This window comes from Paraburkholderia unamae, from assembly GCF_003268775.1.
Lineage (GTDB): Bacteria > Pseudomonadota > Gammaproteobacteria > Burkholderiales > Burkholderiaceae > Paraburkholderia > Paraburkholderia unamae.
This window is the reverse complement of sequence record NZ_QLSU01000007.1, coordinates 76,337-86,395: the sequence shown is the minus strand read 5'-3', so window position 1 is coordinate 86,395 and position 10,059 is coordinate 76,337. Positions and strand designations below refer to the sequence as shown.

The 10,059-nt window shown below is 65.9% G+C and carries 8 protein-coding genes; 3 read left to right on the top strand and 5 right to left on the bottom strand.

What is annotated here, in order from left to right; all coding sequences use genetic code 11:
- Positions 1-23 precede the first annotated feature (23 nt).
- Positions 24-623, top strand: coding sequence for a YceI family protein (locus C7401_RS13545; protein ID WP_112171900.1), 600 nt, complete (start codon positions 24-26; stop codon positions 621-623).
- Positions 624-711: 88 nt separating this feature from the next.
- Positions 712-1,275, top strand: coding sequence for a YceI family protein (locus C7401_RS13540; protein WP_112172117.1), 564 nt, complete (start codon positions 712-714; stop codon positions 1,273-1,275).
- 67 nt (positions 1,276-1,342) lie between these two features.
- Here C7401_RS13540 and secF read toward each other — a convergent pair whose 3' ends face one another.
- From secF to queA, 5 genes are all read right to left on the bottom strand, one after another.
- Positions 1,343-2,293 carry a protein translocase subunit SecF gene (gene secF / locus C7401_RS13535; protein WP_112171899.1) on the bottom strand — a complete coding sequence of 317 codons (951 nt, stop codon included), beginning with the start codon at positions 2,291-2,293 and terminating at the stop codon, positions 1,343-1,345.
- Between the two features lie 15 nt (positions 2,294-2,308).
- Complete coding sequence (secD, locus tag C7401_RS13530) at positions 2,309-4,372, bottom strand: protein translocase subunit SecD (protein ID WP_112171898.1); 2,064 nt, start codon at positions 4,370-4,372, stop codon at positions 2,309-2,311.
- Between the two features lie 166 nt (positions 4,373-4,538).
- Entirely contained in the window at positions 4,539-4,868 is a 330-nt protein-coding gene (yajC, locus tag C7401_RS13525; protein WP_028201984.1) for a preprotein translocase subunit YajC, read from the bottom strand.
- A gap of 249 nt (positions 4,869-5,117) precedes the next feature.
- Entirely contained in the window at positions 5,118-6,317 is a 1,200-nt protein-coding gene (gene tgt, locus C7401_RS13520; RefSeq protein ID WP_112171897.1) for a tRNA guanosine(34) transglycosylase Tgt, read from the bottom strand.
- 98 nt (positions 6,318-6,415) lie between these two features.
- Complete coding sequence (gene queA / locus C7401_RS13515; RefSeq protein WP_112171896.1) at positions 6,416-7,489, bottom strand: tRNA preQ1(34) S-adenosylmethionine ribosyltransferase-isomerase QueA; 1,074 nt, start codon at positions 7,487-7,489, stop codon at positions 6,416-6,418.
- 270 nt (positions 7,490-7,759) lie between these two features.
- Between queA and recG the strand changes: the two genes are divergently transcribed.
- Positions 7,760-10,039, top strand: a complete 2,280-nt coding sequence (recG, locus tag C7401_RS13510) for an ATP-dependent DNA helicase RecG (RefSeq protein ID WP_112171895.1) — start codon at positions 7,760-7,762, stop codon at positions 10,037-10,039.
- Positions 10,040-10,059: the final 20 nt, after the last annotated feature.

Genomic DNA, 10,059 nt, shown 5'->3' with positions numbered 1-10,059 from the left:
TGCGCAATTAACGCGAGACGATCATGAATGCATTCACGGGGTGGGGTCTGGCCTGGCGGTGGCGCTCGGCCGTGGGCGCCTTTGCGCTCTGGGCGGGCGGCGCTGCGGCGTTGCTTGCGGGCGCGAGCGCCTATGCGCAGCTCGACGCGGCAAAGAGCACGATTGTCGCCGTCTCGCGCCAGATGGGCGTGGCGGTGCAGGGCAGTTTCACGAAGTTCAGCGCGCAGATCGACTTCGACCCGGCGAAGCCGGCCGCCGGCACCGCTCGGATCACGATGGACATGACCAGCTACGATCTGGGCGACGCGACCTACAATGAGTCGGTGCGCGGGCCCGAATGGTTCGACGCGAAGGCGTTCCCGCAGGCCACCTTCGTCTCGACCGCGATCGCGCCGACCGCGCCGAACCAGTACCGCGTGGACGGCAACCTGACAATCAAGGGGCGCACGCAGAAGGTGGCCGTGCCCGTCGTGCTGACGCAGCAAGGCGCGACGCAAACCTTCGACGGCACGCTGCCGATCCATCGCCTCGCCTTCGACATCGGCACGGGCGAGTGGAAGGACACCTCGATGGTGGCCGACGAGGTGCTGATCAAGTTTCATATCGTCGTCGCGCACAAGTAGCGGGCAACGCACGCGGCGGCGCCGTTCCTTTGCGTTGCCTCGACTGGAGCCGCCTTTGAACACGTTCGCCTTGACGAAGTTCGCGTTGATGGCCGCAGGAGCCGCCGCGGTGACGTTTGCCGCCCAGCTGGCGCACGCCGCCGACACTTACCAGCTCGATCCGAACCACACCTTTCCGAGCTTCGAGGCCGATCATTTCGGCGGCCTTTCCATCTGGCGCGGCAAGTTCACGAAGACCACGGGCACCGTCACGCTGGATCGCGCGGCGAAAACCGGCACCGTGGACGTGACGATCGATCCGGCCTCCGTGCAGACCGGCAATCCCGAGCTCGACAAGCATCTCGTGAGCGACGAGTTCTTCAACGTCGCGCAATTTCCCACCGCCACCTACAAGGGCACGCGCATCGTTTTCGACGGCGACAAGCCGAAGGAGGTGATCGGCGAGCTCACGCTGCACGGCGTGACCCGGCCGCTCAAGCTCGAAATCGAGTCGTTCAAGTGCGTGCAGCACCCGGTGCTCAAGCGCGAGGTGTGCGGCGTGGAGGCCGAGGCGGAATTCAACCGCGACGACTTCGGCATGGACATGGGCAAGAAGTACGGCTTCAAGATGAAGACCAAGCTGCATATCCAGGCCGAAGGCATCAAGCAGTAGCACGGGCCGCTCGGCGCGGACGAAAAAAAACCGGTTCGTGTGAACCGGTTTTTTCGTTCAGGAGCGCTTACACCTGCGCGCCCGCGTTCGGATCGTTCGGATCGTACTTTTCCTTCTTGTCCTTGATGAGGTCCTCGCGCTTCACGCCGAGCCACATCGCGAGCGCCGCCGCGACGAACACCGACGAGTAGATGCCGAAGAGAATACCCACCGTCAGCGCCAGCGCGAAGTAGTGCAGCGTCGGGCCGCCGAAGAAGAACATCGAGAGCACCATCATTTCCGTACAACCGTGGGTGATGATGGTTCGCGACATCGTGCTCGTGATCGCGTGGTTGATGACTTCGCTCACGCTCATCTTGCGCTCGCGCCGGAAGGTCTCGCGAATCCGGTCGAAGATAACGACCGATTCGTTCACCGAGTAGCCGAGCACCGCGAGCACCGCCGCGAGCACCGAGAGCGAGAACTCCCACTGGAAGAACGCGAAGAAGCCCAGGATGATCACGACGTCGTGCAGGTTCGCGATCACGCCGGCCACGGCGTACTTCCATTCGAAGCGGAACGACAGGTAGATGATGATGCCCGCCACCACGCAGGCGAGCGCCATCAGGCCGTCGGTGGCGAGTTCCTTGCCGACCTGCGGGCCCACGAACTCCACGCGCTGCAACTGCACCTGGGGTTCGGCCGCCTTGAGCGTGGCCATCACCTGGTCGCTCTGCTGGGCCGAGGAGAGGCCCTGCTTGAGCGGCAGGCGGATCAGCACGTCGCGCGAGGTGCCGAAGTTCTGCACCTGGGCGTCGCCGTAGCCGATCTTCGTGAGCGAGTCGCGCAGCGGCTCTAGCGGCACCGCCTGCGGGTACTGCACTTCGATGACCGTGCCGCCCGTGAACTCGATCGACAGATGCAGGCCACGGTGGAAGAGGAAGAACACCGCCGCAATGAAGGTAATGAACGAGATCGCGTTGAAGATCAACGCGTGCTTCATGAACGGGATGTCTTTGCGGATGCGGAAAAATTCCATGGTCTTGACTCCGTATCAGCGGGACGAGCCGGTGTTGTTGCCTGAGCCGCCGGTGCCACCCTGGGCATCGCGGCGGCGCACGACCGGCTTGGCGCGCGCGGCGCCCTTGGCTTCCTTGGCCGCCTCGCGCTTCTTGCCGCCGGTGGTGGCGGCGGTGACGGCGCGGCCGGTGTCCGTGCCTGCATCGGCGCCGGCGAGCGCCGGTGCGGCTTCCTCGGGTTCCGGACGCCACACCTGGCCCACTGCGAGCGACTTGAGCTTCTTCTTGCCGCCGTACCAGAGGTTCACGAGACCGCGCGAGAAGAACACGGCCGAGAACATCGACGTGAGAATGCCGATACAGTGCACGATCGCGAAGCCGCGCACCGGGCCCGAACCGAACGCGAGCAGCGCGAGACCGGCGATGAGCGTGGTCACGTTCGAGTCGAGAATCGTCGCCCAGGCGTGCGCGTAGCCGTTCTGGATGGCCAGTTGCGGCGGCGCGCCGTGGCGCAGTTCTTCGCGCACGCGCTCGTTGATGAGCACGTTCGCGTCGATGGCCATACCGAGCGCGAGCGCGATAGCCGCGATGCCGGGCAGCGTGAGCGTGGCCTGCATGAGCGAGAGCACGGCCACGAGCAGCAGCAGGTTCACCGAGAGGCCGATCATCGAGATCGCGCCGAACAGCATGTAGTACGCGATCATGAACACGGCGATGGCGGCGAAGCCGTAGATCACCGAGTCGAAACCCTTGCGAATATTGTCCGCGCCCAGGCTCGGCCCGACCGTGCGTTCTTCGATGATGTCCATCGGCGCGGCGAGCGAACCGGCGCGCAGCAGCAGCGCGAGGTCGGCGGCGGCCTGCGGCGTGGGCTGGCCCGTGATCTGGAAGCGGTCGCCCAGTTCCGACTGGATGGTCGCCACCGTCAGCACTTCGCCCTTGCCCTTTTCGAACAGCACCATCGCCATCGGCTTGCCGATGTTGTCGCGCGAGACGGCGCGCACCGCGCGGCCGCCCGCCGAGTCGAGGCGGATGTTGACCGACGGACGCTGATGCTCGTCAAAGCCGGCCGAGGCGTCGATGATGCGGTCGCCCGTGAAGATCACCTGCTTGCGCAGCAGCACCGGCGCGGCGTTGCCTTGCGTGAACAGCTCGTCGCCCGGCGGCACCGGCGCATTCACGTCCGGATGCAGGCCCATCGGGTCGGCGAGGCGCGCTTCGAGCGTTGCCGTGCGGCCGATGATGTCCTTCGCCTTCGCGGTGTCCTGCACGCCCGGCAGCTCGACCACGATGCGGTCGTCGCCTTGCTGCTGGATCACGGGCTCGGCCACGCCAAGCTCGTTCACGCGGTTATGCAGCGTCTGGATGTTCTGCTTGAGCGCGGCTTGCTGAACCGAGGTTTTCACGGCCGGCGTGAACGTGCCGATGAGCTGTACGCCGCCTTCGGGGTTGTTCTGCGAGGCCCACTGCAATTCGGTGATGCCGCCCGAGCTTGCGAGCACCTTGCGCGCCTGCTCGGCCACGTCGGCGTCGGCGAAATTCACGACCACCGACTGGTTCACGCGGTTCACGCCGCCGTCGCGGATGTTCTTGTCACGCAGGAGCGTGCGCACGTCGGAAGCGTCGGAATCGAGCTTCTTGTTGAGCGCGCCGTTCATGTCGACCTGGAGCAGGAAGTGCACGCCGCCGCGCAGGTCGAGGCCGAGATACATCGGCAGCGCGTGCAGGCCCGTGAGCCAGCGCGGCGAGGCGCTTTGCAGGTTCAGCGCGACGATGTACTGCGGGTCGCTCAGGTCGGCGTTGAGCGCTTTGTTGAGCGCGTCTTTCAGGCGCAGCTGCGTGTCCGTGTCGGCGACGCGCACGCGGATGTTCGCGTTCATCGACGAGTTGTCGAACGTGAGGTCGGTCGCCTTGATGTTGTTCGCGGCCAGCGCGGCTTCGACCTGGGCGAGCGTGCCCGAGTCGAGCTTGACGGTCGCCTTGCCGCTCGACACCTGGACGGCGGGCGCTTCGCCGAAGAAATTGGGCAATGTGTACACGAAGCCGATGACGAGCGCCACCAGCATCACGACATATTTCCAGAGGGGATAACGGTTCATTGGTTGACCCAACGGGGGAGGGGGATGGCCTGTGCGTTGCGCGCGCGTCCGGCTGAGCCTTCGGGGCGTTCCTGCATTGACGTTTTCTGGTCAGTGGCTGCGAGGGCGGGCCGGATGCGCGAGGCCGTTCGTGCGAAGGCAACGGCCCTGATGATTCTACGAGGCCTTACAGCGACTTGATCGTGCCCTTCGGCAGGATGGTCGAGACCGACGACTTCTGCACGGTGATTTCCGTGCCGTCGGCGATTTCGACGCCCACGTAGGCTTCGCTGACCTTGGTCACCTTGCCGACGATGCCGCCGCTCGTGATCACTTCGTCGCCCTTGGCCATGGCCGAGAGCATGTTGCGATGTTCTTTCTGACGCTTCATCTGCGGACGGATCATGATGAAGTACAGCACGGCGAACATCAGGATGAGCGGCAGGAAGCTCATGAGGCTCGATTCGGCACCACCTGCTGCACTGCCTTGCGCGAAGGCATTGGAAATGAACGACACGTTGGTCTCTCCGTTTTTACGATCACAAAAAGCGAGCCGGTTATTCTACCACCGGCATTCTCCACGACGATGACGCAAAATAGGCTTTCCGATCAAGCGTTTATCTCGAATCCCACCCCCGCGTTGTATGCGCGTGCGTGAAAAGCGAGGTGGCCGGAGCGCAGCGAATGCCCGGTCTGCGTCATTGTTTCGAAAGGTTATTGTAATATCTGGCGTCGGGCACGCGGCACGCCGTCGTGAGACGCCCTCTCAGTCCACGCCGCGTGCGCGCTGCTCGGCAAAGCGCTGGCGGAACGCCGCGAACGTCTTCGTTTCGATCGCCGAGCGCATCTCGCTCATCAGCTCAAGGTAGTAGTGCAGATTGTGGATCGTGTTGAGCTGCGCGCCGAGAATTTCGCCCACGCGGTGCAGGTGATGCAGGTAGCCGCGAGTGAAGTTGCGGCAGGTGTAGCAGCCGCACTGCTCGTCGAGCGGGCGCAGCGAGTTCTTGTGCGTCGCGTTGCGGATCTTGACGTCGCCAAAGCGCGTGAAGATCCAGCCGTTGCGCGCGTTGCGCGTGGGCATCACGCAGTCGAACATGTCCACGCCCGAGGCCACGCCCGCCACCAGGTCTTCCGGCGTGCCCACGCCCATCAGGTAGTGCGGCTTGTCGGCGGGCAGCTTCGGCGCGATGTGTTCGAGCACGCGCATCATGTCTTCCTTCGGCTCGCCCACCGAAAGGCCGCCGATTGCGTAGCCGTGGAACGGCATCTGCGAAAGGCCGGCGAGCGATTCGTCGCGCAGGTCCTCGAACATGCCGCCCTGCACGATGCCGAACAACGCGTTCGGGTTGCCGAGTCGGTTGAACTCGTCGATCGAGCGCTGCGCCCAGCGCATCGACATGCGCATGGAATCGGCGGCTTCCTTGTGCGTGGTGGGCACGCCGTTGGTCGCGTAGGGCGTGCATTCGTCGAACTGCATGACGATGTCCGAATTCAGCACCTTCTGGATCTGCATCGACACTTCGGGCGAGAGGAACAGCTTGTCGCCGTTCACGGGCGAGGCGAAACGCACGCCGTCTTCGGAGATCTTGCGCAGGTCGCCGAGCGAGAACACCTGGAAGCCGCCCGAATCCGTGAGGATGGGCCGGTTCCAGCCCATGAAGCGGTGCAGGCCGCCGTGCGCCTCGATCGTTTCCAGACCCGGGCGCAGCCACAGGTGGAAGGTGTTGCCGAGGACGATCTGCGCCTTCATCTCTTCCAGCTCGCGCGGCTGCGTGGCCTTCACGGTGCCGTAGGTGCCCACGGGCATGAAGATGGGCGTTTCGACCACGCCGTGATTGAGCGTGACGCGCCCGCGCCGGGCGAGGCCGTCGGTGCCGAGCAGTTCGAATTTGAGGCCGTTTTGCGGGCGTTCGCCCAGATAGGTGCCGTGTTCGGCGCGTGCGTTGTTTTGATGACCGTCGGTCATGCATGGACTCCTGTGCTACCGGAAAACAGTCCGGCGCAAATGGTGATTCGCCGTCGCGCGTTTTTTCGTGGCGCGCGAGGGCCGGGGAAACGTGCGTGTTACTTGTTGAGCGCGTCGTCGGTTTTCGTGAGCAGCATGGCGTCGCCGTAGCTGAAGAATCGATACCGCTCGGCAATGGCGTGACGATACGCCGCACGGATCGTTTCGATGCCCGCGAACGCCGAAACCAGCATCAAGAGCGTCGACTTCGGCAGGTGGAAGTTCGTCACGAGCCGGTCCACCACGCGGAACCGGTAGCCCGGCGTGATGAAAATATCGGTTTCCGCCTGGGTTGCCGCGAGTTCGCGGTTTTCGTTCGCGGCGTCGCGCGCGGCGGCTTCGAGCGCGCGCATCGAGGTCGTGCCCACCGCGATCACCCGGCCGCCGCGCGCACGCGTGGCCGCGATCTTGTCGACGAGCGACTGCGGCAGTTGATACCACTCGCTGTGCATCTTGTGCTCGGCGATATTCTCCACGCGCACGGGCTGGAACGTGCCCGCGCCCACGTGCAGCGTGAGCGTGGCGCGCTCCACGCCTTGTGCGTCGAGTTGCGCGAGCAGAGCGTCGTCGAAGTGCAGGCCCGCCGTGGGCGCGGCCACCGCGCCCGGATTCTGCGCGAACACCGTCTGGTAGCGCGTTTCGTCGCTCGCATCGGCGTCGTGCGTGATGTAGGGCGGCAGCGGCAGACGGCCGTATTGCTCGATGAGCGTGAGGCAGTCGTCGGGGAAATGCAGTGTGTAGAACTGATCGACGCGCTCGCCGACCGTCACGTCGAACGCGTCGGCCAGGCGCAGCACCGTGCCGGGGCCGGGGCTCTTGCTCGCGCGGATCTGCGCGAGTGCCGTGCGCGCGCCGGTCAGGCGCTCCACCAGCACCTCGATCTTGCCGCCGCTGGCCTTCTGGCCGAAGAAACGCGCCTTCAGCACCTTGGTATCGTTGAAGACGAGCAGGTCGCCCGGCGCGAGGCACGCGGGCAGGTCGGAAAAGCGGCGGTCGGTGAGACGCGCGGGTTCGCCGGGCAACGGCGCGGCGTTGTCGACCTCCAGCAGACGGCTCGCGCTGCGCTCGGGCAGGGCGGTCTGCGCGATCAGTGCCTCGGGGAGGTCGAAATCGAAATCGGAAAGCTTGAACATACGGCCTGAAATAACGGAAATGCGCCGGAGGCCCGGCGCGCGGCGGCTTTGCGGGGCCGAACCGCCAAGCGGTTGCGCCCCAAAAAGCGGCTGCGATGGCCGCTCACGCGTGATGAGCGGCTATGATTGCGGGACATGCGCGTGTGCGACATGCGTGACATGCGCGATGTGCCCGATGGCCAGGGCCGTCGCGCTGCACGCGCCGCGCCATGCCGGAAAGCCGATATTGTACTTGCGAAGCAGCCCATGCCCCCGTCCGTTAGCCGATTGATGTCCGAAGCCGATTCCGAGAGCGAAGCGCACGACGACGCGCGCACGCCCGAAGACGGCGCCCCGGCGCGGCAACCGGAGGCGGCGCAAGGCGCTGCGCTGCCCGCGCGCAAACGCGCCGCAAAAAAGTCCGCGGCGAAATCCGCGGCGAAATCCGCTGAAAAGGCCGCGGAAAAAGCCGCCGCCAAAGACAAGCCCAAGCTCGCCAAAACCGCCGACCGCCTCGCCAAACTCGGCCTGCACAGCGACATCGACCTCGTGCTGCATTTGCCGATGCGCTACGAGGACGAAACCACGCTCACGCCCATCGGCGAGTTGCTGCCCGGCGGCATCGCGCAAACCGAAGGCGTGGTGTTCGACAACGAGATCGCCTACCGCCCGCGCCGGCAACTGGTCGTGAAGCTCCAGGACCACAACGGCGACGAACTGCACCTGCGCTTCCTGAACTTCTACGGCTCGCAGGTCGCGCAGATGGCGATCGGCAAGCGGCTGCGCGTGCGCGGCGACGTGCGCGGCGGCTTCTTCGGCATGGAGATGGTGCACCCGGCCGTGAAGGTCGTGGAGGGCGACACGCCGCTGCCGCAGGCGCTCACGCCCGTGTATCCGTCCACGGCGGGCGTGAGCCAGGCGTATCTGCGCAAGGCGATCGAGAACGCGCTCTCCCGCGCACATTTGCCCGAGCTGCTGCCCGAAGCGGTGGCGCGCGAGTTCACGCAACCGCTGAACCTGCCGCCGCTGATCGACGCGGTGAAGACGCTGCACCACCCGCCCATCGATGCCGACGAGCATGAGTTCATCGATGGCACGCACCCGGCCTGGACGCGCATCAAGTTCGACGAGCTGCTCGCGCAGCAACTGTCGCTCAAGCGCGCGCACGAGGAGCGCCGCACGCGCGCCGCGCCCGCGATGGCGCGCCATGTCGCGGGCCGCGCGCAAGCCTCCACGCTGCTCGCGCGTCTGCGCGGCGCGCTGCCGTTCACGTTGACGAGCGCGCAGGAGCGCGTGGTGGCGGAGATCGCCCACGACCTCGAACAGCCGCACCCGATGCAGCGCCTGCTGCAAGGCGACGTGGGCAGCGGCAAGACCGTGGTGGCGGCGCTCGCGGCCGCGCAGGCGATCGACGCGGGCTACCAGGCCGCGCTCATGGCGCCCACCGAAATTCTCGCGGAGCAGCACGCGCGCAAGCTGCGCGGCTGGCTCGAACCGCTCGGCGTGCAGGTGGCGTGGCTCGCGGGCAGCCTCAAGGCGAAGGAAAAGCGCGCGGCGCTCGAAGCCGCAGCGCTCGGCACGGCGCAGCTCGTGATCGGCACGCACGCGATCATTCAGGAGGCCGTGGAATTCGCGCGCCTTGGCCTCGTGATCGTCGACGAACAGCATCGCTTCGGCGTAGAGCAGCGGCTTGCGTTGCGCGCGAAGGCGCAGAACGCGAAGTCGGCCGACGAGGCGCACCGCGAGTTCCAGCCGCATCAACTGATGATGTCGGCCACGCCCATTCCGCGCACGCTCGCCATGACCTACTACGCGGACCTCGACGTTTCCACCATCGACGAATTGCCGCCCGGCCGCACGCCGATCCTCACGAAGCTCGTGTCCGACGCACGCCGCGAGGAAGTGATCGCGCGCGTGCGCGCGGCGGCGCTCACGGGCCGTCAGGTGTACTGGGTCTGTCCGCTGATCGAAGAAAGCGAGACGCTGCAACTGCAAACGGCGGTAGAGACCTACGAAACCCTCGTGGCCGCGCTGCCCGAGCTGACCGTGGGCCTCGTGCACGGGCGTCTCGCGTCCACGGACAAGGCCGCCGTGATGGATGCGTTCTCCCGCAACGACGTGCAGTTGCTCGTGGCGACGACGGTGATCGAAGTGGGCGTGGACGTGCCCAACGCCTCGCTCATGGTGATCGAGCATGCCGAGCGCTTCGGCCTCGCGCAGTTGCACCAGCTACGCGGTCGCGTGGGGCGGGGCAGCGCAGCTTCGGTGTGTGTGCTGCTCTACACGGGGCCGTTGTCGCTCACGGGCCGCGCGCGGCTGCAAACCATGCGCGAGACCACGGACGGCTTCGAGATCGCCCGCAAGGACCTCGAAATTCGCGGCCCCGGCGAATTCCTCGGCGCGCGCCAGTCGGGCGCGGCCATGCTGCGTTTTGCGAGCCTCGAAAACGACGCCTGGCTCATCGAGCCCGCGCGCGGCGCGGCCGAGCGCCTGTTGCAGGCATTCCCGCACGTCGTCACGCAGCACCTGAACCGCTGGCTGGGCGCGCGCGAACAATATCTGAAAGCGTAATGGACAAAAGCGTAATGGAT